The sequence below is a fragment of the Thioalkalivibrio sp. ALE9 genome, from assembly GCF_000377445.1.
GTDB lineage: Bacteria > Pseudomonadota > Gammaproteobacteria > Ectothiorhodospirales > Ectothiorhodospiraceae > Thioalkalivibrio.
Genome location: NZ_KB898122.1, coordinates 137,462 through 163,280, shown reverse-complemented (window position 1 = coordinate 163,280; position 25,819 = coordinate 137,462). Strand labels below are relative to the sequence as shown.

The 25,819-nt window shown below is 67.8% G+C and carries 24 protein-coding genes, 1 pseudogene and 1 riboswitch; of the genes and pseudogenes, 16 read left to right on the top strand and 9 right to left on the bottom strand.

Translation table 11 applies throughout. The features are described from left to right. Positions 1–8: 8 nt before the first annotated feature. Positions 9–256: riboswitch (cobalamin riboswitch) on the bottom strand. Positions 257–343: 87 nt separating this feature from the next. Together D106_RS0100785 and D106_RS0100780 are read right to left on the bottom strand one after the other, a co-directional pair. Further along, the gene (locus tag D106_RS0100785) at positions 344–2,242 is read right to left on the bottom strand and encodes a hypothetical protein (RefSeq protein WP_018878890.1); all 1,899 of its coding nucleotides are present in this window, start codon (positions 2,240–2,242) and stop codon (positions 344–346) included. A 131-nt stretch (positions 2,243–2,373) separates the two neighbouring features. After that, positions 2,374–3,612: a cyclopropane-fatty-acyl-phospholipid synthase family protein gene (locus D106_RS0100780; RefSeq protein ID WP_018878889.1), complete on the bottom strand. Its 1,239-nt coding sequence runs from the start codon at positions 3,610–3,612 to the stop codon at positions 2,374–2,376. Between the two features lie 279 nt (positions 3,613–3,891). Here D106_RS0100780 and fnr point away from each other — a divergent pair, with 279 nt between their 5' ends. From fnr to D106_RS0100765, 3 genes are all read left to right on the top strand, one after another. Then, positions 3,892–4,626, top strand: a complete 735-nt coding sequence (gene fnr / locus D106_RS0100775; protein WP_018866869.1) for a fumarate/nitrate reduction transcriptional regulator Fnr — start codon at positions 3,892–3,894, stop codon at positions 4,624–4,626. Continuing rightward, a complete protein-coding gene (locus tag D106_RS0100770; RefSeq protein WP_018878888.1) occupies positions 4,619–5,110 on the top strand; it encodes a DUF2390 domain-containing protein in 492 nt (163 codons plus the stop codon). Before fnr ends, D106_RS0100770 begins: the two co-directional genes overlap by 8 nt. 97 nt (positions 5,111–5,207) lie before the next feature. Beyond that, positions 5,208–5,777 (top strand): DUF2058 domain-containing protein, encoded by a 570-nt coding sequence (locus D106_RS0100765; protein WP_018875756.1) that lies wholly within the window; start codon positions 5,208–5,210, stop codon positions 5,775–5,777. A gap of 40 nt (positions 5,778–5,817) precedes the next feature. Here D106_RS0100765 and D106_RS0100760 read toward each other — a convergent pair whose 3' ends face one another. The 4 genes from D106_RS0100760 to apbC all read right to left on the bottom strand — a co-directional run bounded on the left by D106_RS0100760 (position 5,818) and on the right by apbC (position 8,787). After that, positions 5,818–6,039 carry a hypothetical protein gene (locus D106_RS0100760; protein WP_018866872.1) on the bottom strand — a complete coding sequence of 74 codons (222 nt, stop codon included), beginning with the start codon at positions 6,037–6,039 and terminating at the stop codon, positions 5,818–5,820. Between the two features lie 124 nt (positions 6,040–6,163). Then, the gene (locus D106_RS0100755) at positions 6,164–7,069 is read right to left on the bottom strand and encodes a carbamate kinase (RefSeq protein WP_018875757.1); all 906 of its coding nucleotides are present in this window, start codon (positions 7,067–7,069) and stop codon (positions 6,164–6,166) included. Positions 7,070–7,097: 28 nt separating this feature from the next. Beyond that, complete coding sequence (dcd, locus tag D106_RS0100750; protein WP_018866874.1) at positions 7,098–7,664, bottom strand: dCTP deaminase; 567 nt, start codon at positions 7,662–7,664, stop codon at positions 7,098–7,100. Positions 7,665–7,695: 31 nt separating this feature from the next. Further along, entirely contained in the window at positions 7,696–8,787 is a 1,092-nt protein-coding gene (apbC, locus tag D106_RS0100745) for an iron-sulfur cluster carrier protein ApbC (protein WP_018866875.1), read from the bottom strand. 459 nt (positions 8,788–9,246) lie between these two features. On the opposite strand from apbC, the gene metG reads away from it, so the two are divergent. The 12 genes from metG (at position 9,247) to D106_RS0100685 (ending at position 20,160) form a co-directional block, all read left to right on the top strand. Beyond that, positions 9,247–11,295 carry a methionine--tRNA ligase gene (gene metG / locus D106_RS0100740; RefSeq protein WP_018878887.1) on the top strand — a complete coding sequence of 683 codons (2,049 nt, stop codon included), beginning with the start codon at positions 9,247–9,249 and terminating at the stop codon, positions 11,293–11,295. Positions 11,296–11,396: 101 nt separating this feature from the next. Continuing rightward, complete coding sequence (mtnB, locus tag D106_RS0100735) at positions 11,397–12,017, top strand: methylthioribulose 1-phosphate dehydratase (RefSeq protein WP_018866877.1); 621 nt, start codon at positions 11,397–11,399, stop codon at positions 12,015–12,017. After that, a complete protein-coding gene (locus D106_RS0100730; protein WP_018878386.1) occupies positions 12,014–12,721 on the top strand; it encodes a hypothetical protein in 708 nt (235 codons plus the stop codon). The genes mtnB and D106_RS0100730 overlap by 4 nt, the downstream gene beginning before the upstream one ends. 426 nt (positions 12,722–13,147) lie before the next feature. Next, positions 13,148–13,726, top strand: coding sequence for an electron transport complex subunit RsxA (gene rsxA / locus D106_RS0100725; RefSeq protein ID WP_018866879.1), 579 nt, complete (start codon positions 13,148–13,150; stop codon positions 13,724–13,726). After that, the gene (rsxB, locus tag D106_RS0100720) at positions 13,723–14,319 is read left to right on the top strand and encodes an electron transport complex subunit RsxB (RefSeq protein ID WP_018878886.1); all 597 of its coding nucleotides are present in this window, start codon (positions 13,723–13,725) and stop codon (positions 14,317–14,319) included. Before rsxA ends, rsxB begins: the two co-directional genes overlap by 4 nt. A 32-nt stretch (positions 14,320–14,351) precedes the next feature. After that, a complete protein-coding gene (rsxC, locus tag D106_RS0100715) occupies positions 14,352–16,001 on the top strand; it encodes an electron transport complex subunit RsxC (RefSeq protein WP_018878885.1) in 1,650 nt (549 codons plus the stop codon). Then, on the top strand, positions 16,001–17,062 hold the full coding sequence (gene rsxD, locus D106_RS0100710) for an electron transport complex subunit RsxD (protein WP_018866882.1): 1,062 nt from the start codon (positions 16,001–16,003) through the stop codon (positions 17,060–17,062). The genes rsxC and rsxD overlap by 1 nt, the downstream gene beginning before the upstream one ends. Further along, complete coding sequence (gene rsxG / locus D106_RS0100705) at positions 17,055–17,750, top strand: electron transport complex subunit RsxG (protein ID WP_018878884.1); 696 nt, start codon at positions 17,055–17,057, stop codon at positions 17,748–17,750. Before rsxD ends, rsxG begins: the two co-directional genes overlap by 8 nt. Next, on the top strand, positions 17,747–18,448 hold the full coding sequence (locus D106_RS0100700; RefSeq protein ID WP_018866884.1) for an electron transport complex subunit E: 702 nt from the start codon (positions 17,747–17,749) through the stop codon (positions 18,446–18,448). Before rsxG ends, D106_RS0100700 begins: the two co-directional genes overlap by 4 nt. A 108-nt stretch (positions 18,449–18,556) precedes the next feature. Then, positions 18,557–18,994 (top strand): hypothetical protein, encoded by a 438-nt coding sequence (locus D106_RS0100695; RefSeq protein WP_018866885.1) that lies wholly within the window; start codon positions 18,557–18,559, stop codon positions 18,992–18,994. A gap of 66 nt (positions 18,995–19,060) precedes the next feature. Next, entirely contained in the window at positions 19,061–19,708 is a 648-nt protein-coding gene (gene nth / locus D106_RS0100690) for an endonuclease III (RefSeq protein ID WP_018878554.1), read from the top strand. Positions 19,709–19,734: 26 nt separating this feature from the next. After that, a complete protein-coding gene (locus tag D106_RS0100685; protein ID WP_018866887.1) occupies positions 19,735–20,160 on the top strand; it encodes a DUF1841 family protein in 426 nt (141 codons plus the stop codon). On the opposite strand, the pseudogene D106_RS14155 reads toward D106_RS0100685, so the two are convergent. From D106_RS14155 to D106_RS0100670, 3 genes and pseudogenes are all read right to left on the bottom strand, one after another. Beyond that, positions 20,138–23,294 (bottom strand): annotated as a pseudogene (locus tag D106_RS14155) (efflux RND transporter permease subunit). The gene D106_RS0100685 and the pseudogene D106_RS14155 overlap by 23 nt on opposite strands. After that, positions 23,291–24,418, bottom strand: coding sequence for an efflux RND transporter periplasmic adaptor subunit (locus tag D106_RS0100675; protein ID WP_018878883.1), 1,128 nt, complete (start codon positions 24,416–24,418; stop codon positions 23,291–23,293). Before D106_RS0100675 ends, D106_RS14155 begins: the two are co-directional and overlap by 4 nt. A gap of 30 nt (positions 24,419–24,448) precedes the next feature. Continuing rightward, entirely contained in the window at positions 24,449–24,907 is a 459-nt protein-coding gene (locus D106_RS0100670) for a hypothetical protein (RefSeq protein WP_026280247.1), read from the bottom strand. Positions 24,908–25,369: 462 nt separating this feature from the next. Here D106_RS0100670 and D106_RS0100665 point away from each other — a divergent pair, with 462 nt between their 5' ends. After that, a complete protein-coding gene (locus D106_RS0100665; protein WP_018866891.1) occupies positions 25,370–25,801 on the top strand; it encodes an SRPBCC family protein in 432 nt (143 codons plus the stop codon). Positions 25,802–25,819 lie beyond the last annotated feature (18 nt).

Here is a 25,819-nt window from a genome sequence, read left to right as displayed (position 1 = left end):
CGCCGCATGCCGCGCGATCATTCCCTGGCCGGTCTCCGGGCTGACGAGCGTTCCGGTGCGGCGCCTTCCCGAACCTTATGTTCAGTGGCACTGGCCGCGACCATCAGGGACCGTCGGACGGTCCCTCGCTCGATCACCGTTGCGGGGGCAGCGTCGGTTTCGCCCGCGGCTCCCGAGGACCCGTCTGGACTCACCGAACTTCCCGTTTAACCCGCCAGGTCGAGCCTGGCCGGGCACCGGGGAACGCGGCGAACACTACACAATTGGGCGCAAAATTACCAGCCGGGGGAGACTCGATCTCGCACAACCGGAACCGTCGAACCAGGCCCGTCGCGACGGATCATCAGCGGCGGCGCCGCTCCTCGGCGTGGAGATAGCGGGTCCCGCGCTTCAGCAGCAGGCCCCAGGTCTTGTCCTGCAGCATGGCGTCAAACTCGGGCGACCGCTCGGCGCGCAGTGCCACGGGATGCGACTCGTCCCCGGCATGCGTTGCCAGCATGTCCAGGCGCTCGCGGTTGGCGCCGTACTGCTCGACCAGGAAATCGCGCATGGAATCGCTCAAAGGCAGGTGATAGATACGCGTGAGGCGCATCGCCAGCCATTCGGCCATGCGCCCGAGATCCTGGCGGACCTTGCGCACCATGGCCGAGCCCAGACCCGCCTTGGCATCCGCGCTCATGCCCACATACAGCCCCCCAAGATACGCGGCCGGGTTGGCGTAGATGGCGCGCTGGATGCTCGGGTTGGTGAGGTCCACCAGCGGCTCCAGGATCAGGGCCAGTTGGATGCCGATGCGCTTGGCCGTCTCGGCGTCCAGCGCCGCCCCCCCGAAGTAGAACAGGTCGCCTTCGCGCTGGATCTTCAACTCCTTAAGGAAGTTGCAGAAGTCGTTGGCCAGCTTCAGCTTCTGGTCATCGGTCAGCTCGATCAGCTCCTCGCTGACCCGGATACCGCGCACACTGCGCTTGAACCAGCGCTTCTCGCCCCGCTTCTCCACCTGGGCGCGGCGCAGGGCCTCCCAGCGCTCCACCGCATTGGCGTAACGGCTCTGCGCCTGCATCAGCTGGTCGCGCGCCTCGCGCAGGTCCTCGACCCGACGCAGTGCCAGCCCCAGGAGCTGGCCTTCCGGCGAATGCTCGTCGGGTTCCCGATCCTCCAGGGTACGCAGTGCCTCCAGGACCTGGCGCCCCAGGTCGGTTACGGGCTCGCGCAGGACCTGCGGGTCCAGCCCCGAGGCATCGCTCTGGGACAGCAGAATACCGAGCGAGCGCAGGCGGCTGACCACCCCGGCCTGCGCCACGCGAAAGCGGTTGCCCTGGGACTCCAGTCGATCCAGGGCGGCCCCGAGCTGCCAGCCACCGGACCATTCGAAGCTCAGGCGCTTGATCTGGCGCCCGTTCACGAGCTCGAACGCGAGCACGAAGATCGCCTGCACATCGTCGAGGGTGCACCGGGCCAGGTCGTCGGCATCGGCGGCGGAAAACAGGCGGTCCAGGAACTGGTCCACCCGGCGCACGCCATCGTCCTGGGTCGGCGCCACGCCGCGCAGCCGATCGCGCAGCAGGTCGGCGACCTCCGGGGCCTCGTGGTGCAGCTTCTCCAGGGCCGCGAGCCGGGAATCCTCGGTCGCGCCCACCAGATCGCCCACGCGCGAGCGCAGGCCCAGGCGGCGATAGACCTCGATCTGCTCCGCGGCAGCCGCCAGGCTGGTATCGCCGGTCATCTCGCGTACCGCGACGGCCACCCCCTCGGGCGAGATATCCACCTCGTGAAGCAGCACCTCGGCCGCCTTGCGCCGGCGCATATCCGGTGCGAGCTCGCTCATGGCCAGATCACGGGTCACGAACAGCAGGTCCGGCAGCAGGTCGATCGTGTTGCGCAGCTGCTCGCGCGACTGTTCCTGGCGTTTTCCGCGGGTGGCATCGGCAACAAAGCGCGCCACCAGGCCGATCACCCCGAACAGCAGGGTGTAGACGGCAAAGAAGATGAAGTTCTGTGCCGGGGCGGCATGCCCGAAACCGAGAAAGTACCCGCCCTGCATGGCCAGGAACGTGACCGGTCCCGCCGCCCACAGCAGCTGGAGGAAATTGAGCGACCAGGGGACGCGCCGCGCGGTGGCCGCCACCTCGGTGATGCGGCTGCGGCCGGCCGCCTCGATCAGGACGTTCTCCTGCGACGGCCCGACGGCCTGCGGGTCTTCCTGACCCGGTGCCTCCCTGCGTTTACGAAAGCGACCGAACACGCGCCCCTGCTCCGGAATGGATGGTCACCGCCGGCATGGCCGCAACGTCCCCATTAGTGTAGGGAAAGTACGTTCGGTTCGCGCGCTCCGGGCCCCGTTTTCGCGCCGTTCCCGGCGCATTCGGCCACCCCTCAGGCCGCGTTGCTGCGCCGTGCCTGGGCCTCGCCGGGCGGGATCGAGACCACCTCGGAGGCATCGTCGCGATAGAGGTAGTCGCGCGTAAGCGGCACCGCGTCCTGCTGCTTGGCCATCTGCACGTGGAAGACCACCTGTCCCCACCAGCGGAAGGTCCCCTCGCAACTGGCCAGATAGAACTCCCACATGCGGCAGAAGCGCTCGTCGAAGCGCGTCACGGCCTCGGCCCGGACCTTCTGGAATCGGCGGTACCACTCGGCCAGTGTCTCGGCATAGTGCAGCCGCCAGAACTCGATATCCGTGGTGTACAGCGGGGTGGGTTCCAGCGCACTCATCACCTCGGACAGCGCCGGGGTGTACCCGCCCGGAAAGATGTACTTGCTGAGCCACGGGTTGGAGGTGCCCGGCGGCTCCTGCCGCCCGATGGTATGCAGCACGGCGATGCCGTCGGGCGTCAGGAGGTCGTGTACCCGCTGGAAGAACGTACCGTAGTTGGGTGTGCCGACATGCTCGAACATGCCGACGCTGACAATCCGGTCGTACTGGTCCTCGTGCTCGCGGTAGTCCTGGTAGAGAAACCGCACCCGGTCCTCCAGCCCGCGTCGCCCGGCCTCCTCCCGGGCCACCCGCAGCTGCTCCCGGGACAGTGTCACGCCGTCGACCTGCACGTCCGCGTGCTCGGCCAGATGGAAGGCCAGGCCGCCCCAGCCGCAACCGATATCAAGGACCCGCATGCCGGGTTCCAGGCGCAGCTTCCTGCGCAGCATCGCGCACTTGGCCTGCTGCGCTTCCTCCAGCGTCATATCGGGCCGCTCGAAGTAGGCACAACTGTAGAACATGCCCTCGTCCAGGAACTGGCGATAAAGCCACTCGTCGACATCATAATGATGGGCGATGTTCTGATAGCAGCGCGCCACCTTGTTGCCCTGCTCGATCAGCGCCCGGAGCATACGCACCGCCGGATTGACACGCTGCTGGAACATCGGCGCGAAGTTGCGCATAGCCACATCCAGGAACACCTGCAGGCCCTCGGGGCCAGGCGACCACATGCCGTTCATGTAGGTCTCGCCCAGCTGGAACCCCGGATCGCGACCGATCTTGCGCAGCGCCGCCCGGTCATGCAGCTGCATCGCGATCTCCGGCGTACCGCTACCGAAACGCTGCTCGCGGCCATCCGGGTGCCGCAGCACAAAGGTCCCGTAGCGCATGTATTGCTCGAGTAACCGCTCGATCATCTTGACCCCTGTCCTTGTCTCGGCGGCCCGTGCGCAACGCGTGGGTTCCAGGCCGTTGCCGCGCCACCCAATGTAAACTGAGTCTAAATATTGTTATCTCGCGTTGTCCATGCCTGATGCCGCGCGCGGTGAAGTGGGCGGCCGGCGCCGCTTCGAGACCCGTAATAACCCCGACCCGAATCACCTGCATTCCACAGGGACAGTAGCGCATTCCCGAGCGTGATGGCAGACCCCGAAAATCCCTTTCCCCAATTCCGAAAAAACGGCTACCCTGCACTCATGACGCTACGACCCACCCAAGCCTGTCAGCACTGCACCCTGCGCCAGCTCTGCCTGCCGGTCGGCCTGCCGCAGGACGAGCTCTGGCAGCTCGACGAGATCGTCCAGCAGCGCCGGCCGATCGCCAAGGGCGCGGCCCTGTTCACCATGGGGGCCAAGTTCGACGCGCTGTATGCGGTCCGCACGGGGGCGCTGAAGACGGTGCTGATCTCCGATGACGGCACTGAACAGATCACGGGCTTTGCCCTGGCCGGCGACCTCCTGGGACTGGACGCGATCCATTCGGGCAAGCACCCGGTGAGTGCCGTGGCCCTGGAATCCACCAGCGTCTGTGCCGTGCCCTACGGGCATGTCGACGACCTCGCCGGGCGCCTGCCCACGTTCCGCCAGCACATGATGAGCGTGATGAGCCAGGAGCTCGCGCAGGACGAAAGCCTGCATGCGCTGCTTGCCCAGCGCACGGCCGAGCAGCGCCTGGCGACATTCCTCGTGGGGCTGTCGGAACGCCAGCGCACTCGCGGCCTGTCCCCCGAGCGGTTCTACCTGCCGATGTCGCGCGCCGACATCGCCAACCACCTGGGCCTGACCCAGGAGACCATCAGCCGACTGTTCACCCAGCTGCGCAACCAGGGCGTAATCAGCCTGCACACCCGCGACCTCGAGATCCTGGAGCCCGAGAGTCTGCGGAACACCGCCGGGGTGACGTTCACCTCCTCCGCCGCGAGCAGTGCCTGAATCCGGAGGCACCCCGGAGGAGCCGTCGACGGACTTCGAGGCCTTCTGGCGCTTCGCCGGAACCCTCTGGGCCAACCCCGATGCACGCGCGCGCCTGCTGCGCTGGCAGGAGGACTTCGGGGTGGATGTGATGCTGGCGCTGTTCGCCCTGTGGTACCCCCGACCGCTGACGACCTCTCAGTGGCAACGGCTCGCGCAAACCGCCCGCCGCTGGCAGACCTCAGCCACCGGACGCATCCGCGCCCTGCGCCGCCAGTTGCACACCCCCGAGCGCGACACGCTCTACCGCGCGGTACTCGCGCTCGAACTCCAGAGCGAGCGCCTGGCGGGCCTGCAACTGCTCGCGCAGGCCCGCCAGCTCTCGACGCCGGATAGCCGGTCCCACGCCGTGAACCACCGGCGCCGACTGCACACGCTGTTCCCCGCATTGCCGGAGGCCGAGATCCGCGACGCGCCACACACTCCGGATGGGTGTTCTCAATAGCGTGTCCACGCAGGGACGTACGTAGCGGCATGCCGGCTGCATGCGCTGGCGGTTCCGGCTATCCTCCCCGGCATACAGACCCTACACGGCAGGATTCATGTCCGACGATCTGCGCACCCAGCTCCTGAAGACGGGGCTGGTGGACGAAAAACAGGTTCGCAAGGCCAAGGCGCAAAAGCATCAGGCGCAAAAGGGCAACGCGAAAAAGAAGAAGGACCGCAAGACCGGCCCCGAGCCCGGCGTGGCCGAGGCGCGCAAGGCCGAGCAGGCCGAACGCTCGCGGCAGAAGAACCGCGAACAGCAGGAGCGTGCCGAACGCCGCGCCCGCCACGCGCAGATCCGCGAGCTGGTCAGCACCCACCTGGCGCCGATCCCCACGGGCGATGCCGCGCTGGACTATCACTTTCAGCAGGGGGGGCAGATCCGTCACCTACCGGTGACAGCGGATCTGCAAAAGCGCCTCGCCGACGGGCGCGCCGCGATTGCGGGGCTGGATATCCGACCGGAGAAGGGCTTCCGGGTCATCCCGCGGGAGACAGCGAACCGCATCCGCGAGCGCGATCCGGAATGGCCGCTGGTGATTCCGGCCGAGGATGATGCGTCGTCCGAGCCCGACCCGGACGACCCCTACAAGGATTACGTCGTCCCCGATGACCTGATGTGGTGAGGGCAAGGGGCACGCATGGGCAGGCGCCCCCGCGGGTCCGTCAGTCCGTGGTGCGCTTCACGTCCGCGGCCGGCATGCCGGACTGCTGCGGACGCCGGGCCTCGTCACTGGACATATCCTGAGGGGTTAGTCCCCCCTCCCCCAGACTCTGGGGTGCACCCACCGACTCCTCCTCCGGCGCGCCGTTGCCACAGCCCAGGGCCAGCAGGCCCACGGCGGTCAGTCCGATCACCAGGGGGGTCGCTCGCTGAATCTCTCGCATCGCTATCGCTCTCGGGTGTTTTCAGGTCAAAGCGTGCAAGCCCGCGGCCCGGCGCGCAAGCGCCGGCGTGAAGATCACGGGCTTGGCACACGCCCTTGAGACCCGCCTGGCTGCGGATTCGCTGTCAGACGGTCCCGACCGGCAGGATGCGGGTCCCGGCCTGGCCGTCCAGGATATCAGCGGCATGCCCCAGCGCACCGATCCCGACCCGGATGCCGCCTTGCGCCGCGCGCCGCGCCGCCTCCATCTTCGGGCCCATGGAACCCGCGGGGTAGGCCGCCGGCTCCACGGCCGTGACCAGCAGGGCCTTCAAGCGCCTAGCGTCCGGCGTGCCCCAGTCCATATAGACGCCGTCGACATCGGTCAGCATCAGCAGCCAGTCGGCCTCGACATGCGCGGCCAGACGGGCGGCCGTCAGGTCCTTGTCGACCACAGCCTCGATGCCCTGCAGGCGCCCGGCCGCGTCGCGCACGACTGGCACACCCCCGCCACCGGCGCAGATCGCGACAGCGCCACTATCCACCAGGGAGCGTACTGCCTCCATGCCCAACAGGCGCTGCGGCTCGGGCGAGGCTACCACGCGCCGCCAACCCTCGCCGTCGGGCGCGATATCCCAACCGCGCTCGTCGGCCAGCGCACGAGCACGGGCCTCATCCCAGGTGGGGCCGATGAATTTCTCCGGATGGCCAAAGGCCGGATCGTTGGGGTCGACCTCGGTCTGCGTCAGCAGGCTCGCCACCCGGTCATGCCCCAGTGCGTTGTGCAGCTCGCGCGCCAGGATGTAGCCGATCATGCCGTGGCTCTCGGCGCCGACAACGTCCAGCGGCCAGGCGATGCGATCGCACTCCGCCTGATTGGCCAGCAAGCCAACCTGCGGCCCGTTCCCGTGGGTGACGACCACCTCGTGCTCGCGCGCCACGGCGGCGATCGCCTCGGCGGCCTGTTGCGCGTTGCGCTGCTGGGCCTCGGCCGAGGGGGTCTCGCCACGTTGCAACAGGGCGTTGCCGCCCAGCGCGATCACGATGCGCATGGCGGTCCTCCGGGGGATTTGGTGGGTGTCAGGTCCGCGGCAGGGTGACGCCGCGCTGCCCCTGGTACTTGCCGCCGCGATCCTTGTAGGACGTCTCGCAGACCTCGTCGGACTGCAGAAACAGCATCTGCGCCACACCCTCGTTGGCGTAGATCTTGGCCGGCAACGGCGTGGTGTTGGAGAACTCCAGCGTCACGTGGCCCTCCCACTCGGGCTCCAGCGGGGTCACGTTCACGATGATGCCGCAGCGGGCATAGGTGGACTTGCCCAGGCAGATGGTCAGTACATCGCGCGGGATACGGAAGTACTCCACCGTGTGCGCCAGGGCAAAGGAGTTGGGCGGGATGATGCAGACATCCGACTGCACATCCACGAAGCTGCCCTCGTCGAAGCCCTTGGGATCGACGATGCTGGAATTGATGTTCGTGAAGATCTTGAAATGATCCGAACAGCGAACGTCGTAGCCGTAGCTGGAGGTGCCGTAGGACACGATCCGCTCCTCGTCGCGGTAGCGGATCTGGCCGGGCTCGAAGGGCTCGATCATGCCCTGCGTCTCGGCCATCTCCCGGATCCAGCGGTCCGACTTGATGCTCATTGGCCCTGTCCCTGGTCGGCGGTTCGCCGGATCAGTTGTTCTGAATCACGATATTGGGGAACTTGCTGCTGTAGTCCTTGGACTGCTCCGCCAGCTTGGCGCCGGTGCGCCGCGCGATCTCGCGATAGATCTCGGTAATGCGCCCATCCGGGTCGGCGATCACGGTGGGCTCGCCGCCATCGGCCTGTTCGCGGATGCGGATGTCCAGCGGCAGGGCGCCCAGCATATCCACGCCGTACTCCTCGGCCATGTTCTCCGCCCCGCCCTGGCCGAAGATGTACTCTTCGTTGCCGCACTTCGAGCAGATGTGGATGCTCATATTCTCGATGATGCCCAGCACCGGCACCTCGACCTTCTCGAACATGCGCAGGCCCTTGCGGGCGTCCAGCAGCGCGATGTCCTGCGGCGTGGTCACGATCACCGCGCCGGACACCGGAATCTTCTGCGACAGCGTCAGCTGGATGTCGCCGGTGCCCGGCGGCAGGTCGATGATCAGGTAGTCCAGATCCTTCCAGTTAGTCTCGTTCAGGAGCTGCTCCAGCGCCTGGGTCACCATCGGGCCACGCCAGATCATCGGCGTGTCCTCCTCGATCAGGAAGCCGATGGACATCGCCTGTACGCCGTGGCGCTCCAGCGGCTCCATGCTCTTGCCATCCTTGGACTCCGGGTTGCCCTTGATGCCCAGCATGCGCGGCTGGCTGGGGCCGTAGATGTCCGCATCCAGGATGCCGACCTGCGCGCCCTCGGCCGCCAGGCCCAGCGCCAGATTCACCGCGGTGGTGGACTTGCCCACCCCGCCCTTGCCGGAGGCCACGGCGATGATGTTCTTGATCCCCGCCATCGGCTTGAGGCTCTTTTGCACCGCGTGCGTCGTGACCTTGGTGTTGATGGTCACTTCCGAGGATTCCAGCCCGGCGACACCGGCCAGCGCCCCCTGGATGGCTGCGCGGAGCTCGTCGTGATAGCCGTTCGAGGAGTAGCCCATCTCGATGGCAATGGAGGCGCGCGCGCCCTCCACCTGAATGTCCTTGACCGCGCCGGCGGCCACCAAATCCTGCTCCAGGTACTTGTCCTGAACAGTCTTCAGGGCGTTTTCGATCTGCTCGCGCGAGAGTTCGGCCATGGTGTTCGTTCCATCCAGCAATTGAAGGGTGACCGCGCGATTCTACTGGCACCGGTACGGCACGCCAATGGCAACACGCAGTGCCAGTCCTTTCCCGGGGCCCAAACATGCTCATCCGGCCGGGTGTCAAGCCTTTCGCAACGGTTTTATGCACAAACATGGCGCATACGGGGAAGACAGGCCTAGATAGCCGCACAAACGTCCAAAACGCTGCACAATAGTTGTTTAAATTCATGTTTTATTGGCTTTCTTTTGGGTTGGTCGATTTTTAACCAATTTGTCATGCGCCCTTGTGTGGCAAGGGGTAGCGACCGATTCCACCGGGTTTCCCACAGACTTATCCACAGCTTCTGTGGACAAGCGGGCCCAGCCCGCGCTGCGCCTCGACAAGCCGCCGGACACACCCGACAATAGCGCCCCTGCACCCGCGGCCCGGCGCCGCCCATCACGAGCCAAGCAATGACCGACACCCCGCGCAAGATCCTCGTCACCAGCGCCCTGCCCTACGCCAACGGCCCGATCCATCTCGGACACCTGGTGGAATACATCCAGACCGACATCTGGGTGCGGTTCCAGCGTGCGCGGGGCCACGAGGTGATCTATGTCTGCGCGGACGACGCCCACGGCACGCCGATCATGCTCAAGGCCCGTGCCGAGGGCATCGAACCCGAGGAACTGATCGCGCGGGTGCGCCAGGAACACGAGGCCGACTTCAGCGAATTCCTGATCGGCTTTGATCACTACCACTCGACGCACTCCGACGAGAACCGCGAGCTGGCCGGCCAGATCTACAAGGCCCTGCGCGACGCCGGGCACATCGAGATCCGCACCATCGACCAGGCCTATGACCCCGAGGCCGGGATGTTCCTGCCGGATCGCTTCATCAAGGGCACCTGCCCCAAATGCGGCGCGCAGGAGCAGTACGGCGACTCCTGCGAGGCCTGCGGCGCGACCTATAGCCCGATGGACCTGAAAGACGCGGTATCGGCCATCAGCGGCGCGCGCCCGGAGTCACGCGCCTCGGAGCACTACTTCTTCAAGCTGGGCGACTTCGAGGCCTTCCTGCGCGACTGGACCCGCTCCGGCCGTCTGCAGGACGCGATCCGCAACAAGCTGGACGAATGGTTCGAGACCGGCCTGAGCGACTGGGACATCTCCCGTGACAAGCCCTACTTCGGCTTCGAGATCCCCGACGCCCCGGGCAAGTACTTCTACGTGTGGCTGGACGCCCCGATCGGCTACATGGCGAGCTTTCGCGCCTTCGCCGAGCAGCAGGGCCTGGACTTCAACGCCTGGTGGGGCGCGGACTCCGACGCCGAGCTGTACCACTTCATCGGCAAGGACATCGCCTACTTCCACACCCTGTTCTGGCCGGCCATGCTGCATGGCGCGGGCTTTCGCACCCCGTCGGCGGTCTTCTGCCACGGCTTTCTGACGGTCAACGGCCAGAAGATGTCCAAGTCGCGCGGGACCTTCATCCGCGCCCGCGACTACCTGGACCACCTGAACCCCGAATCGCTGCGCTACTACCTGGCCGCCAAACTGGGGGACGGGGTCGACGACCTGGATCTGAACCTGGACGACTTCGTGCAGCGCGTGAACTCGGACCTGGTCGGCAAGGTGGTCAACATCGCCAGCCGCTGCGCCGGCTTCATCCACAAGCGCTTCGACGGCCAGCTGGCCGCGGAACTCCCGCGCCCGGACCTGCACGACGCCTTCGTCGCCGAGGGCGAGGCGATCGCGGCGGCATTCGAGCGGCGCGAGTTCGCCCAGGCGATGCGCCGCATCATGGCGCTGGCGGATCAGGCCAACCAGTACATCGACGAGGCCCAGCCCTGGGTGCTGGCCAAGCAGGAAGGTCGCGAGGCCGAGGTGCAGGCCATCAACACCCAGGGGCTGGACCTGTTCCGCATCCTGATTGTCTATCTCGCCCCGGTGCTGCCGAAGCTGGCGGCCGACGCCGCCGCGTTCCTGAACCTGGACGACACCCGCTGGGCGAACCGCGAACCCCTGATCGGACGTTCCATCCAGAAGTTCAAGCCGCTGATGACGCGCATCGAGCCGGAGACCATCGAAAAGCTGCTGGAGGCCTCGAAGGCCACTCTGGCCGCCCGCGAGACCGCCAGCCCCGACAACGCGGCCCCTGAACAGGCCACGGAGGCGAACGTGGACCCGATTGCCGAGACCATCGACTTCGATACCTTTGCCCGGGTCGATCTGCGTATCGCCCGCATCGCCAATGCCGAGCACGTGGACGGCGCCGACAAACTCCTGAAACTCACCCTGGATATCGGTTCCGAGACGCGCCAGGTATTCGCCGGCATCAAGTCCGCCTACGCCCCGGAGGACCTGATCGGCCGGTATACCGTGATGGTCGCCAACCTGGCCCCGCGCAAGATGCGCTTCGGCGTCTCCGAGGGCATGGTGCTGGCCGCCGGCCCGGGTGGGTCGGAGCTCTACATCCTGAACCCGGATGACGGGGCCCGCCCCGGCATGCGCGTCAAGTGATGCCCACCGCAACCGACGAGAACGGCATGGAACGCGCGCGGCCCATGGATTTGCACCCGAGCCTCGCGTAAGCTGCCGCTCTTTTGTCGACACCCGGACGCATGGAACAAAGCCCCGAATTCAAAGCGCAGGTTCGCCTGCTGGCCGAAGCCGGACGCGAACTCGCGGACCGCGGCTGGCTCCCCGCGCGCACCGGGCACTTCTCCGCGCGTCTGGACGACCGGCATATCGTGATTACCGCCCCGGGGCGCAGCAAGGACCTGCTGGACGCCCACGACTTCATGGTGGTGGATCTCGAAGGGCATCGGGTCACCGGCAGCGGCGAACCCGGCCCCGAGACCTTCCTGCACATCATCATGTACCGCCGCGACGCGCAGCTCGGCGCCGTCCTGCATACGCACAGCGTGCAGGGTACCGTGCTGTCGCGGCAGGTCACGGGCTCACTGCTGCTGCGCGACTACGAGGCCCTGCGCGAACTCCCCGGCTGCGAACACCCCGCGCGCGGCATCCGCATCCCGGTGTTCGCCAACGAGCCGGACATGCAGCAGCTGGCCGCCCGGGTCGACGCCGCCATGGACCGCGACCCGGCACTTGCCGGTTACCTGATCGGTGGTCACGGGCTCTACACCTGGGGCGAGACGGTGGAACGGGCCATGCAGCGCACCGAGGCCTTCGAGTTCATGTTCGAATGCGAAACGCTGGCCCGCCAGCTACCCCTATGACCCCGACCTCCGCTCACCCCGCCCCCCAGGCCGTCATCCTGGCCTTCGAGGGGGTCCTCGCCCCGTCCGGCGTGCTGCGCGATACGCTGGAACCGCACGCCCTCGAGGCGCTGCCGGACTTCCTCGAGCGTCACGCCGAGTCCACCGCGGTCCAGCGGACGCTGACGGACATCCTCGCCTACTCCGGGCGCGAGCTGGACGTGGACGGGCTGCTGTCCCAGATCCGCGCGTGGATCCGGGGCGGGCAGGACATCACGCCGGTGCGCCAGCTCCAGGGGATGGTCTGGGCCGATGCGCTGGAGGCCGGGGCCCTGCAGCCACAACTCTCCCGGGAAACCGCCGCGACGCTGGACCGGCTGCACCGCAGCGGAGTGGCCCTGTACAGCTTCGGCGCGACCCCGGCACCGGTACAGCGCGACTGGCTGCGCCACGGCCCGCACCCGGAGGTCGAACAACACCTGACCGGACTGTTCGACACCCGCATCGGTGGCCGCCGCGATGCCGGCAGCTACCGTCGTCTCGCGGAGGAGATCGGCCTGACGCCGGAGACCGTGCTGGTGCTGTCCACCCGCCGTGACGAGCTGGACGCCGCCCACCAGGCCTGGCTGCTGACCGCTCGCCCGGCCGCGGACCCCCAGGCCGAGGACGACCATCCGGTGCGGCCCTTGACCTCGCTCATCTCCGACACCGCCGACGGGCGCTAATCTGACTCGACATTCCCGGCCTCGGCCACGCGCCGGACTAGGGAGATGCTGATTGAATCGCACGTCCGCGTTGGTGCCCCCTGTTTTCCGAGACAAGGCGCGTCGTGTAGCGGGTAGTGGTTCTACCCGCAAGCGGCGCAACGCAGGATCGGGGAACAGGGGGCACCAACCCCACAAGCCATAGAAAGCAGGGGCTCGGCCGCTTTTGCGTGCGCACGGCGTTGCGGCTCCCTTGTGCAGAATGACTGCACGGCAGTCACCGCGCCTTGTTCGCACGCAAAAGCGACTCGAGCGCGGACGTGCGATTCAATCAGCGTCTCCCTAGGTTTCGCGCCCGGAAAGGGCAATCGCCCCGCCGCGGGAAGGGTTGAGCGGGAACCGCCCGTCGCCGATACTGTGTTGTTGACCTGACGACTCGGATTTTTCGTGGAATACGTCCTGATCCTCATCAGTACGATCCTCGTGAACAACTTCGTACTGGTGAAGTTTCTGGGCCTGTGCCCGTTCATGGGGGTCTCGCGCAAGGTCGAGACGGCCACCGGCATGGGCCTGGCCACGACCTTCGTCCTGACGTTGTCCGCCGTCAGTTCCTACGTGATCAATGAATACCTGCTGACCCCGCTCGGGCTGGAATACCTGCGCACCATCGCCTTCATCCTGGTAATCGCGGCGGTGGTGCAGTTCACCGAGCTGGTGGTGCGCAAGACCTCGCCCCTGCTCTACAACGTGCTGGGGATCTTCCTGCCGCTGATCACCACCAACTGCGCGGTGCTGGGCGTGGCCCTGCTCAACGTCCAGGAGGCACACAATTTTGTCGAGTCGGCCCTGTACGGTTTCGGCGCCGCAGTCGGGTTTTCGCTGGTGCTGATCCTGTTCTCCGCGATCCGCGAGCGCATCGCCGTGGCCGATGTGCCGGTGATGTTCCGCGGCAGCGCCATCGCCATGGTCACCGCCGGGCTGATGTCGCTGGCGTTCATGGGCTTTTCCGGGCTGGTGCGGCTGTGAGCGTGCTTTACGCCATCCTCGCGATCGGCGGCCTGGCCGCTGCATTCGGGCTGATCCTGGGGTTCGCCGCGCAGCGCTTCCGGGTCGAGGCCGACCCGGTGGTGGACCAGATCGACGCCCTGCTGCCGCAGACCCAGTGCGGCCAGTGCTCCTACCCCGGCTGCCGGCCGTATGCCGAGGCCATCGCCGCCGGCGAGGCGGACATCAACCGCTGCCCGCCCGGCGGTCAGGCCACGGTCCAGGCCCTGGCTGACCTGCTCGACCGCGAGCCCACCCCGCTGGAGGAAGAAGAGCAGGAGAAGGCCGTCGCGATCATCGACGAGAACATCTGCATCGGCTGCACCCTGTGCATTCAGGCCTGCCCGGTCGATGCCATCCTCGGGGCCGCCAAGCAGATGCACACCGTGATCGAGGAGGAATGCACCGGATGCGAGCTGTGCATCGAGCCCTGTCCGGTCGACTGCATCACCATGGTTCCGGTCGGCACCGACATCACCGAATGGCGCTGGTCGGAACCGGAACGCTCGCCCATCGAGCAGCCCATCAAGCGGCCCATCCACGCCATCGCGGACGGTTCGGGGGCTTCCGACTGAGTCGGATGTCCGCAAACCGTTAGAATACGCTTATGCAGCTGCATCGCTTCCACGGGGGCCTGAAACTGGCCGACGAGACCGAAGCCAGCACCCGCGATCCGGTGCTGGTGATGGGCGTGCCTCCGCAGCTGATCGTCCCGCTGGGCCAGCACATTGGCGAGGCCGCGGAGCCCTGCGTGGCGGTCGGCGACTACGTGACCAAGGGTCAGCGCATCGGCCAGTCCAAGGGATATATCGCCGCCCACGTGCACGCCCCCAGTTCCGGGGAGGTGATCGAGATCGCCCCGCACGCGGTGCCCCATCCCTCCGGTCTGGACGCCCCCTGCGTGGTCATCCAGACCGACGGGCGCGACGACTGGGGCGACACCCGCATGGAACCCTGGCTGGACTGGGATACCCGCGAGCCGCGCAAGCTGCGCCAGCGCATCCGCGACGCCGGCATCGTCGGGCTGGGCGGGGCCGCCTTTCCCACCGCGGTCAAGCTCAACCCGCGCGCCGGTCAGCGCATCCATACATTGATCGTGAACGGGGCCGAGTGCGAGCCCTACATCAGCGCCGATGACATGCTGCTGCGCACCGCCCCGGAGGCGGTGTTCGAGGGCATTCGCATCGTCGCCCACCTGCTGGACGTCGAACGGGTGCTGTTCGCGGTGGAAGACAACATGCCCGAGGCGATGCGGGCCCTCACCGAAAACCTGCCGGGCGAACTGCGCGAGCTGATCCAGCTGGTCTCGGTCCCCTCCCTCTACCCCACCGGCGGCGAACGCCAGCTGATCAAGGTGCTGACCGGCCAGGAGGTTCCCAGCGGCGGTCTTCCGGCCGATGTCGGGATGGTCTGCAACAATCCCGGCACCTTCAAGGCGGTCTGCGACGCGATCATCCAGGGGCGCCCCCTGCTGTCGCGCATCGTCACCGTTACCGGGCCGGGCGTGCGGCACCCGCGCAATGTCGAGGCCCTGCTGGGGACCCCGTTCGCCGACGTCATCGCCGCGACCGGCGGTTACGCCGATGGGGTGGATCGCCTGGTGATGGGCGGCCCGATGATGGGTTTCGCGGTCCACGACGACGCCATCCCCGTGATCAAGGGCACCAACTGCCTGCTCGCCACCCGCCCCCAGGACACCCCGCCCCCGGGGCCGGTGATGCCCTGCATCCGCTGCGGCGAGTGTGCGGCCGCCTGCCCCGCCCAGTTGCTGCCGCAGCAGCTCTACTGGCAGGCCAAGGCCAAGGACTTCGACGCGATCCAGGACTACGGCCTGTTCGACTGCATCGAGTGCGGCTGCTGCGCGCATGTCTGCCCCAGCAACATCCCGCTGGTGCAGTACTATCGCTACGCCAAGAACGAAATCTGGGCGCGCGAGAAGGAACGGCAGAAGTCCGACATCGCCCGCGAACGCTATGAGTTCCGCCAGGAGCGCATCGAGCGCGAGGAGCGCGAGAAGGCCGAGCGCATGGCCAGGAAGAAGGCAGCGGTGAAGAAGAAGGAGGGCGAGGAAGGCGCCGACGACGACAAGCAGGCCGCCATCCAGGCCGCGCTGGAACGCGCACGCGCGCGCAAGGCCGCCAAGGCCGGACAAACTGCCGAGACCACCGGGGACGGACAGGACAACGCGGGCACCGGGGAGGCCGGCGCATCCAGCGAATCCGGCCCACGCGATTCCACGGACTCGGGCGGCCGCTGATGCGCTTTCGCACCGAATCCTCGCCGCACATGATCCCGGCCCACTCGGTGGGCGGGGTTATGCAGCAGGTCCAGATGGCCCTGGTACCCGGCACCCTGGCCATGGCCTGGTTCTTCGGCTGGGGCGTCCTGGTCAACGTGGTCCTGGCGGTGCTGTTCGCCGTGGCCTTCGAGGCTGCGATCGTGGCGGCCCGCAAGCGCCCGGTCATGGCCACCCTGAGCGACAACTCGGCCATCGTGACCGGCTGGCTGTTCGCCCTTGCCGTACCGCCGCTGACGCCGATCTGGGTCACCCTGATCGGTATCGCCTTCGCGATCGTGGTGGCCAAGCACCTGTATGGCGGGCTCGGCTACAACCCGTTCAACCCCGCGATGGTCGGCTACGTGGTCGTGCTGGTCTCGTTCCCGCGGGAGATGGCCCTGTGGCCCGCGCCGGACACCCTCTCCGACCTGTCGCTGGGCCTGGGCCAGACGCTGCAGACCGTGCTCACCGGCAGCCTACCGGCCGCACTCGAGTGGGACACGATCACGCGCGCCACGCCCCTGGACGCAATGCGCGAGGGCCTGGGGGCCGGGCGGACCGTCAGCGAGGTCACCGCGAGCCCGCTGTTCGGCAGCTTCAGCGAGACCAGCTGGGAGTGGATCGGCAACTTCTTCCTGCTCGGCGGCCTGTACCTGCTGTTCCGGCGCATCATCCACTGGCATATCCCGCTGGCGGTGATCCTGGGCGTGGCCATCCCGGCCGGCTTCTTCTGGATGCTGGACCCGGACTCCTTTGCCTCGCCGGCGTTCCACGTCTTCAGTGGCGCGGTCATCATCGGCGCCTTCTTCATCGCCACCGATCCGGTCTCCGCCTCCACCACGCCGCTGGGTCGCATCCTCTACGGCGCCGGCATCGGCGTGCTGATCTTCATTATCCGCACCTGGGGCGGCTACCCGGATGCGGTCGCCTTCGCCGTGCTGCTGATGAATATGGTCGCCCCGACCCTGGACCACCTGACGCGGCCGCGCATCTTCGGGCGCTCGCGCCGCGGACCGCCGCCGGGGGACGGGCATGCTTGACCTGAAGCCCCGCGACATCCTGCTGGCCACCGCCCTGCTCGCCGGCTTTGCGGCCGCCGGGGCGGGGATCGTCGCCCTCGTCCAGGGCACGACCGAGGCCCGCATCGAGGAGAACCGCATGGCGGTCAACCGCAACCGCATCGCGGAGCTGACCGGCGACCTGGATTACCGGAACGACCCCGTGCACGACACCATCGATCTCGGCCATGACCTCCTGGGCGGTGACCACCTGCCGGCCTGGTTCGCCCGCGATGCCGATGACGAAGTGGTCGGCATCGTGTTTTCCGCGATCGCGCGCGATGGCTACAGTGGCGACATCCACCTGCTGATCGGCGTAGATCGCGACGGCGAGCTCCAGGGGGTGCGCGTCTCCGCGCATCGCGAGACCCCGGGTCTGGGAGACGCCATCGAGGCCGAGCGCTCCGACTGGATCCACGACTTCGACGGCCGCTCGCTGGGGAACCCCCCGGCCGAGGACTGGCACGTGCGCAAGGACGGCGGCGTCTTCGACCAGTTCACCGGCGCCACCATCACCCCGCGTGCGGTGGTTCGCGCCGTTTATCGCACGCTGCAATACTTCGACGAACACCGCGAGGAGCTGCTGGCGACCCGGCCCGACGAAGCCCGCTCCATGGCGGAACCGCTCCCGCGGCCCGAGGACCACGGGGACGACGAGGCAAGCCGATGAACCCGACCCTGACCGACATCATTCGCGACGGCCTGTGGCACAACAACCCCGGGCTGGTGCAGCTGCTGGGGCTGTGCCCCCTGCTGGCGATCTCCGGCACCATGGTCAACGCGATCGGCCTCGGCATCGCGACCACCCTGACCCTGCTGCTGTCCAATGTGCTGGTCTCGCTGATCCGCAACCACGCGCGCCCGGAGATCCGCATCCCGGTGTACGTGCTGATCATTGCCTCCATCGTCACCGCGATCGAGCTGGCGATGAATGCCTGGTTCCACGGGCTGTACCTGATCCTCGGGATCTTTATCCCGCTGATCGTCACCAACTGCGCCATCATCGGTCGCGCCGAGGCCTTCGCCTCGCGCAACTCGGTGCCGCGCGCCGCCCTGGACGGCCTGATGATGGGACTGGGCTTCACCGGCGTGCTGATCGCCCTGGGTGCGCTGCGCGAGGTCCTTGGCCAGGGCACGCTGATGGCCAATGCCCACCTGCTGTTCGGCGAGTGGGGGCACGGGATGACCCTGCAGCTCTATCCCTCCGAGCACGGCTTCCTGCTGGCCCTGCTGCCCCCGGGCGCCTTCATGGCCATGGGCCTGCTGATCGCCGCGAAGAACTGGATCGACAGCCAGTTCGAGCCGGAGCCGACCGCCAGCCGCGACGAGAGCGCCACCGAATCCGAAGCCGCACCCGACAACGCCTGAACCGAACCGGCCTTGATTCCTGGCCGTCAGCCGGTAAACTTCCGGCGCCACGAATCCGTTCTACCGGGGCCGCGCGCCCCGGACACTCAAACGTCCCAGGAGATTGGCATGGCTGGACATTTCCCGTTTGCTGGCAAGCGCGGCACGCGCTACGGCCTCGCCCCGCGCGGCACGATCGCCGCCTTTTTCGAGAACCACGGGTTCAACGACGACCTGCAGGAGAAGTACTACAAGTGGTGGTACGACTGGGCCAAGGACTTCGTCGAGAAGGACAGCGACCTGTCCTACACCATGATCCGCAAGTTCGACAGCTACCCGATGGGCACCCACGCCCACCACTCGTTCCACCTGAACGACAAGTACTGGCCGAGCTGCCTGGACGAACTGGGTTCGTTCATCCGCGACGTCATCTTCCCGAAGCTGGACGAGAAGGCGATGCATGATCTGGAAGAGAAGCACGCCAAGCTGATCAAGGATCTGGAGAAGGAAGCCGAATCCAACCCGCGCGACGCCGCGCCGGATGTCGGCATGTTCCGCCACGTCTGAGCAACGCCACTACGCGAGTTGCCGGCCCCGCGAAGCGGGGCCGGTTTGTTTGGAGCCTCCGCATCCATGAACGCCGCAAAGCGAGAAGCCATCTTCGAGCGCCTGAAGGCGGCGAATCCCGAGCCGACCACCGAGCTCGAGTACGACACACCGTTCGAACTGCTGATCGCGGTCATCCTGTCGGCCCAGGCCACGGATGTCGGCGTCAACAAGGCCACCCGCCGCCTCTACCCCGTCGCCAACACCCCCGAGGGCATCCTCGAACTGGGCCTGGACGGGCTGAAGGAACACATCAAGACCATCGGCCTGTACAACGCCAAGGCCGAGAACGTGATCAAGACCTGCCGCATCCTGGTCGACCAGCACGGCGGCGAGGTTCCACGCGACCGCAAGTCGCTGGAGGCCCTGCCGGGTGTGGGCCGCAAGACCGCCAACGTCATCCTCAACACCGCCTTCGGCGTCCCCACCATCGCGGTGGATACCCATATCTTCCGGGTCGCCAACCGTACCGGGCTGGCCAGGGGCAAGACCGTGCTCGAGGTGGAGAAGCGCCTGATGCGCCTGACCCCGAAGGCCTACTTGCAGGACGCCCATCACTGGCTGATCCTGCACGGCCGCTACGTCTGCAAGGCGCGCAAGCCGGAGTGCTGGCGCTGCCCGATCGCCGACCTGTGCGAATACAAGGCCAAGACCCCGCCGCCCGCGGGCGCCTGACACCCCCAACTCCGAGGACAACCCGCATGTACGGCAACCGCGACCAGATCCGTACCCAGTTCGTCGACGCCTGGCAGAAGGCGCAGGCCGGCGAGCCAGTCACCGACCTGGAGCAGCAACTGGTGGACGTGATCTCGGAACACCCCGAGTACCACGAATACCTGAAGGACCGCGAGACCGCGCTGACCGGCGAGTTCCCGCCCGAGCTGGGCACCTCCAATCCGTTCCTGCACATGGCGATGCACCTGAGCCTGCGCGACCAGGCGCGGACCGACCGGCCCGCGGGCATCCGCGAACTGCACCAGGGCCTGTGCGCCCGGTTTGGCGTGATGGACGCCGAGCACCGCATGATGGAATGCCTCGGCCAGACCCTGTGGGAGGCCCAGCGCAGCAACAGCGCACCGGACGAGAACGCCTACCTCGAGTGCCTCAAGCGCCTGGCGAGCCGGTAGCCGACTGTTCAGCCGGCGCCGGCTGCCGGTCCAGTCCCAGCCGATCCAGCAGCACCAGCATCGCGGGGGTGAACAGCAACGTCAGCGGCGTGGCAATGAACAGCCCCCCGGCGATCGCGGTCGCGAGCTGCACCCAGAAGCCGGTCACCGGCGCCCCGACGTAGAAATCCCTTCCGGCGAAGTCCACGGTCCAGGCCAGCACCATCGGCATCAGGCCGAGGATGGTGGTGATCGCGGTCAGCAGCACCGGCCGCATGCGCTGGGCCGCCGCGCGCAGGGCCGCCTCCAGGGCATCCAGCCCGCGCCCGCGCTGCTCGTTGTAGGTGTCGATCAGCACGATGTTGTTGTTCACCACGATCCCGGCCAGCGCCAGCACCCCGATCCCGCTCATCACGATGCCGAATGGCTCCCCGCGCAGCAGCAGGGCCAGTAGCACCCCGGCGGTGGAGAACACGATCGCCGACATCACCAGCAGCGCCTGCGAGAACCGGTTGAACTGGGTAACCATCATCGCGAGCATCAGGAACAGCGACAGCGCAAAGGCCGCGAGCAGGAAGCGCGCCGCCTCGGCCTGCTCCTCGGCCTGGCCGCGAAACCGCAGCTGCACCTCCGGGTCCAGGTCCATGCCGGCGATGCGCGCCTCCAGCGCGCGCTGGCGCTCGTCCACCAGGTAGCCACTGGCCGCATCCGCCTCGAGGCTGTAGGCGCGATCGCCGTCGCGGCGCTTGATCAGACCGGTGGCCGGTACCGGCACCAGTTCCGCGAAATGCGCCAGCGGCACCAGCCCGGTCGCGCCGGGCAGGTTCAGGGTGGCCAGTTGCTGCAGGTGGCGCTGCTCCGCCGGCAGGCGCAGGCGGATATCCACCTCCTCGTCGCTGTAGTCCGGGCGGTAGCTGCCGAGCTGGATGCCGCGGGTCAGCAGCTGCACCCCCTCGCCCAACAGCGGCACGTCCACGCCGAAGCGCGCCGCCTGCTCACGATCGAAGCGCACCTCCAGCTCCACCCCGGGCAGTGGCAGGTCGTCGGTCACGTCCTCGAAGCCGCCCAGCTCGTCCATCGCACTGCGGATCTCGCGGATCACCGGCGCGATGCGGTCAGCCTGGCGGCTGGAGGCCTCGACCACGATCGGCCGGCCCTCGCGCGGCCCGCGTTCCTGGGCGCGAAACTGCAGGCGGATGCCCGGCAGGTCGGCGGTACGCTCGCGCAGGTCCTCGATGATCGCGGCCGCCGGCGGGCGCTCGCGCCAGGAGATCAGTTCCAGCTGGATCAGGCCGACCAGGTCTTCCGGGTAGTCGCCCTGCAGCCGCCCGAGCTGGGTACCGATGGTCCGCGCATAGACATGCTGGATCTGCGGCACCCCCTGCAGGCGCCCCTCCACCTGTCTCACCAGGGCGTCCGCCTCCCACACCGACAGGTCGCCGCGCGCCTGTACCTGCACCTGCACGAAGTCGGGCTCCACCTGCGGGAAGAACTCCACCCCGCGCCCCTGCTGGGCATACAGCGCATAGGCGGCGGCGACCAGCGCCAGCGTGCCCGCGAGCGTCCAGCCGGGGCGACGCACCAGCGGCTGCAGCAGGCGGATGTAGGCGCGGGTCAGGCCCTGCAGTTCGTCATAGCGACCATCCTCGGCCGCGCGCACGTAGCGCGTCTGGGCCGCGTTGATCGGGTGGCTCTGGCCGATCACCGACCCCAGCGCCGGAATAAATACCAACGCCATCGCCAGCGAGGCGATCAGGGTCACAATCACCGTGGCCGGCAGGTAGACGATGAACTCACCGACCATGCCGGGCCACAGCAGCATCGGCGCGAACACCGCCAGCGTGGTCCCGATCGCGGTGGTGATCGGCCAGGACATGCGCTGCGCCGCGGCGCGGAAGGCCTCCCGCCGCGGCATGCCCTCGGCCACATAGCGGTCAGCCAGCTCCACCACCACGACCGCGCCATCCACCAGCATGCCGACCACCAGAATCAGCCCGAACAGCACCACCACATTGAGCGTGAAGCCCATCAGATAGATCGCCAGGATGCCGCCGAGGAAGGCCCCGGGGATGGCCACCCCCACCAGCAGGGCCGCGCGCGCCCATCATTGCCAGAATCACCAGCGCCACGATCAGCACCGCAGCGATCACGCTGTTCTCGAGATCGCCCAGCAGGTCGTCGACATCGCGCGCCATGTCCTGCAGGTAGGTGACCTCGACCGTCTCCGGCCAGTCGGCCCGCGCCACCTCGATGGTCGCGCGCGCGGCCGCCACCACCTCCAGGATGTTGGCCTCCGAGGCCTTGCGGATCTCCAGCGACACCGAGGGCTGGCCGTCGATGCGGGTGAAGCCTTCCGGGTCCAGATAGCTCTGGCGGACCTCGGCGACATCGCGCACTCGCACCACCGCGTCGCCCTCCACCCGGATCGCGGTATCCAGCACGTCGTCGACGTCATCGATGGTGCCCGGCACCCGCAACGGGATGCGCCCGGCGCCGGTATCCAGCGCCCCGGCCGCAACCAGACGGTTGTTGCGTTCGATCGCCCGGGTCAGCTCGTCGAACGACAGCTCGAAGGTCTCCAGCACCAACGGATCGACCAGCACCTCCATCTGCTCCTCGCGATCGCCGCCGACATCCGCCTCCAGCACCCCGGGGATCGCCTCCACGCGGTCGCGCAGGTCGCGCGCCAGACGCACCAGCGTGCGCTCGTCCAGCGGCCCGGACAGGTTCAGCGTGAGCACCGGGAACAGCGACAGGTCGACCTCGGAGACGCTCGGGTCCTCGGCCCCGGCGGGCAGTTCCGGGCGCACCTGGTCGACCTCCTCGCGCAGGTCCGACAGGGCCCGGCGGTTGTCCCAGCCGGGCTCGAAGTCCAGCCGCACCAGGGCAAAGCCCTCGCCGGCCCAGGACTGCATCTCGTCCACCCCGGGCAGGGTCTGCAATTCGCGCTCCAGCGGGCGCAGCATCAGGCGCTCGGCATCCTCCGGACTGACCCCCGGATAGGGCACGGACACGAAGAAGATGGGGATGTCGATCTCGGGGGCCGCCTCCTTGGGCACCACCTGGTAGGCGGTCGCGCCCAGTACCAGGATCAGCAGCAGGAACAGCAGCACCGTCCGGGCGTGCTCCACCGCCCAGGCGATCAGGGCCTTCACCGCAGGGCCTCGCCCACCGGTTCCGGCGCGGCCGCGCCCGTCGATGCCTCCATGGGCCGGGGCCGCACGGTCTCGCCCGGGGTCACGAAGCCGTGGCCGATGGTGATCACCCGCGCGCGCTCCGGCAGCCCGGTGACCCAGACGCCGTCGGTGGCGGCACGGATCACCTCGACCGCGTGGAAGACCACCCGGTCGTCGTCATCCACCGTCTTCACCCCGACCCGGCCGCTGTCGTCCAGCCCCATCCAGGCCGGCGACAGCTTGTGCGCCGCGACCGTCTCGGTCGGAATCTCGACCCCGGCGCTGATCCCGGAAGGCAGCGCCTCGTCGGCATTCGGTACCTCCACCTCCACGCGGAAGGTCTGGGTGCCAGCCTCGGCCACCCGCGAGACGAACCGCACCTCGCCCTCCGCACGACGCCCGTCGAGGAAGCGGATGCGCGCCGCCTGGCCCGACTCCACCCGCCCGATCTGATGCTGTGGTACATGCACCACCGCCAGCAGCGGGTCGTTGTCCACGATCTCCGCCACCGGGTCGCCACGGGCCACGAAGTCGCCCCGTTCCGCCAGACGCTGATTCACCACCCCGGCCACCGGCGCGATGATGCGCGTGTTGCGGATATCCAGCTCGATCGCCTCCAGCTCCGCGCGGGCGGCCTCGCGCTCGGCCTCGCGGGCCTCCAGCTGGGTGCGCGACACATGGCCCTGATCGTGCAGCCGCTGGGCGGCCTCGAATTCGCTCTCGGCGCCGCGCAGCCGCGCGATCGCCTGGCGCCGGCGCGCCTCGCGGTCGTCCATGCGCAGTCGCGCCAGGGGTACGTCGGCGGCCACGCGTGCCCCGCGGGCCACCTCCCACTCGGCCACCTGACCGGCGGTCTCGGCACGCACCAACACGCGCAGATCCGGCTCCACCCGCCCCTGCAGCACCAGCAGGCGCTCCACCGGCTCCGCCTCCAGCGTGGTCACGGCCACGGCCATCGGCTGCGGCTCGGCCGCCCGCGGCGCCTCGTCGGCCTCGCGCCCGAACATCCCCGAGGCGATCCAGAGGATCACCAGCAGCAGGATGCCCAGCGCGAGCAGCACGCGCGCCTGTCCGCGCAGGCGCTGCCACCAGGAATCAGCCATCGCCGCGCCTCCGCTGGGTACCGGCGGTACTCATTTCGCCCCGCCGAACAGACGCTGCCACCAGCGCCGGCGGCTCCCGGTCGGCGGCATCGCCGCCTCCAGGTCCACCGGCGGCACGCGCGACAGCACCCAGCCCGGCAGCACCCGCAGCCCCGAGGAGCCGCAGCTGGAGCCGAGGTTGTTGGGGTCGAAGATCTTCACGAATTCCGGCGCCTCGCGGTCATCGACGTAGACGATCCCGCAGTAGTCCTCGTCGTGATCCTGCCGCAACAGGGTGTCGACCTCGTCGATGAAACGCCGGAAATCCTCTGCGGAGACCGGTTCCACGGGCACGGTATCCCCTACCGCGTAGACGTACCAGCCGCCATCGGCGCGGTCGCGCAGCAGCGTCCACAGCCGCTCCAGCTGCTCCCAGTACAGGATGCCGGTGGAACCGGCCTCGAAACGTTGCAGGAAGTCGGGCACGGGCCCTTGGGACGCTGGATTCATACGGAGATCCGTTTATCCGGAAAAGACCCTTATCCTAGGGAAACACTGATCAATGTACACACTCGCGTTGGCACCCCAGGTTCTTCGAGACCAGGCGCGTCGTGCGGCGGGTAGTGGTTCTACCCGCCCGTTTTTGATGGATTCGGGGCGCAACGCAGGATCGGGGAACCCGGGGTGCCAACCCCACAACCTATTGAACGAAGGGGCTCGGCCGCCCGTTGTTGACAAAAACGGGCGCGGGAACGGCGTTGCGGCTCCCTTGTGCAGAATGACTGCACGGCAGTCACCGCGCCTTGTTCGCACGCAAAAGCGACTCGAGCGCGAGCGTGCACATTAATCAGTGTTTCCCTCGGGAAACAGCGGTGAATGTACACGCTCGTGTAGTTCCCGCATGGCTTGCAGGGAACCCCCGACCGGGGCCAGGCTCTTAAACGGAAAGCCTTTAGCCAAGAAGACTGCGCCATGCGAACCATCTCCCACGCCACTTCCCTGCGCGCCGAGCCGGAACGGGTCTTCGAGTTGCTGAGTCACGTGCCCAACTTTGTCGACCTGTGCGACCACGTCGAGCATATCGAGTGCCTGGGTGACGACTGCTATCGCTGGACCATTCGGGCCGCCGGGATGCGCATGGATTTCGATGTCGAGGTCTGCACCGCGATCGCGCCGGAGCACTTTGCCTGGCGCTCCATCCGCGGGGTGCAGAACCGGGGCAGCTACCGCCTGAGCCCCGAGGGCGAGGACCGCACGCGCGTGGAGTTCGAACTGGAGTACAAGCTGAACCCGCTGCTCGACGCGGCCGTGCGGCGCGCGGCCCAGTCGCTGGTCGACCGGGTGTCGGGCCAGCTGATGGCACGGGCCCAGCAGCGGCTGGACGCCGAGGCGGCCCGTTCCTGACCCCAAACCTGAACCCAG

Excerpts from the sequence above, each read along its gene's own strand:
- rsxD (WP_018866882.1), top strand. The coding sequence starts at position 16,001 with ATGCGCTTTCGCACCGAATCCTCGCCGCACATGATCCCGGCCCACTCG.
- rsxC (WP_018878885.1), top strand. The coding sequence starts at position 14,352 with ATGCAGCTGCATCGCTTCCACGGGGGCCTGAAACTGGCCGACGAGACC.
- mtnB (WP_018866877.1), top strand. The coding sequence starts at position 11,397 with ATGGAACAAAGCCCCGAATTCAAAGCGCAGGTTCGCCTGCTGGCCGAA.
- dcd (WP_018866874.1), bottom strand. The coding sequence starts at position 7,664 with ATGAGCATCAAGTCGGACCGCTGGATCCGGGAGATGGCCGAGACGCAG.
- D106_RS0100760 (WP_018866872.1), bottom strand. The coding sequence starts at position 6,039 with ATGCGAGAGATTCAGCGAGCGACCCCCCTGGTGATCGGACTGACCGCC.
- D106_RS0100755 (WP_018875757.1), bottom strand. The coding sequence starts at position 7,069 with ATGCGCATCGTGATCGCGCTGGGCGGCAACGCCCTGTTGCAACGTGGC.
- D106_RS0100695 (WP_018866885.1), top strand. The coding sequence starts at position 18,557 with ATGGCTGGACATTTCCCGTTTGCTGGCAAGCGCGGCACGCGCTACGGC.
- rsxG (WP_018878884.1), top strand. The coding sequence starts at position 17,055 with ATGCTTGACCTGAAGCCCCGCGACATCCTGCTGGCCACCGCCCTGCTC.
- D106_RS0100700 (WP_018866884.1), top strand. The coding sequence starts at position 17,747 with ATGAACCCGACCCTGACCGACATCATTCGCGACGGCCTGTGGCACAAC.
- nth (WP_018878554.1), top strand. The coding sequence starts at position 19,061 with ATGAACGCCGCAAAGCGAGAAGCCATCTTCGAGCGCCTGAAGGCGGCG.
- fnr (WP_018866869.1), top strand. The coding sequence starts at position 3,892 with ATGACGCTACGACCCACCCAAGCCTGTCAGCACTGCACCCTGCGCCAG.
- D106_RS0100685 (WP_018866887.1), top strand. The coding sequence starts at position 19,735 with ATGTACGGCAACCGCGACCAGATCCGTACCCAGTTCGTCGACGCCTGG.
- apbC (WP_018866875.1), bottom strand. The coding sequence starts at position 8,787 with ATGGCCGAACTCTCGCGCGAGCAGATCGAAAACGCCCTGAAGACTGTT.
- D106_RS0100765 (WP_018875756.1), top strand. The coding sequence starts at position 5,208 with ATGTCCGACGATCTGCGCACCCAGCTCCTGAAGACGGGGCTGGTGGAC.
- D106_RS0100780 (WP_018878889.1), bottom strand. The coding sequence starts at position 3,612 with ATGATCGAGCGGTTACTCGAGCAATACATGCGCTACGGGACCTTTGTG.
- D106_RS0100665 (WP_018866891.1), top strand. The coding sequence starts at position 25,370 with ATGCGAACCATCTCCCACGCCACTTCCCTGCGCGCCGAGCCGGAACGG.
- metG (WP_018878887.1), top strand. The coding sequence starts at position 9,247 with ATGACCGACACCCCGCGCAAGATCCTCGTCACCAGCGCCCTGCCCTAC.
- D106_RS0100670 (WP_026280247.1), bottom strand. The coding sequence starts at position 24,907 with ATGAATCCAGCGTCCCAAGGGCCCGTGCCCGACTTCCTGCAACGTTTC.
- D106_RS0100675 (WP_018878883.1), bottom strand. The coding sequence starts at position 24,418 with ATGGCTGATTCCTGGTGGCAGCGCCTGCGCGGACAGGCGCGCGTGCTG.
- D106_RS0100730 (WP_018878386.1), top strand. The coding sequence starts at position 12,014 with ATGACCCCGACCTCCGCTCACCCCGCCCCCCAGGCCGTCATCCTGGCC.